General features: G+C 60.9%; 1 protein-coding gene. It reads left to right on the forward strand.

Features of this window, described 5'->3' with window-relative positions; all coding sequences use genetic code 11:
- Positions 1 to 394: SDR family oxidoreductase (locus tag HR086_RS47835; protein WP_174469008.1), on the forward strand; the 394-nt coding region annotated here is incomplete at both ends.

A 394-nucleotide genomic window follows, 5' to 3' on the forward strand; every position in this document is an offset into this window, starting at 1 on the left:
GAAGAAGCTAGAACAGCTCGCTGACGCGCTCCAGCCGCCCTCGGTTCTTGTTTGCCCGGCCGACGTCACAGACCGCAGTAGCGCTCAGCTTGCTATTGAAGCCGGTGTCACCCGATTCGGCGCACCGGCAGGCCTCGCACACTGCGTCGGATCGATCATCATCAAGCCGCTCCATTTGACTTCGGAGGACGATCTCAAGCAGGCGCTCGATGCGAATTTCTTTTCGGCGTGGAATGCGTTGCGCTTGTTTGTGCAACAAGCCGTTCACCACAAAGTGCACGCAAGCGCGGTCTTAATCGGCTCGGTTGCCGCCACTGCCGGCTTCCCGAATCACGAGGCAATTGCCAGCGCGAAGGCAGCCGTCGCGGCGCTTGCGCAGTCAGCAGCTGCAACG

This window comes from Myxococcus sp. CA039A, assembly GCF_013336645.1.
GTDB lineage: Bacteria > Myxococcota > Myxococcia > Myxococcales > Myxococcaceae > Myxococcus > Myxococcus llanfairpwllgwyngyllgogerychwyrndrobwllllantysiliogogogochensis.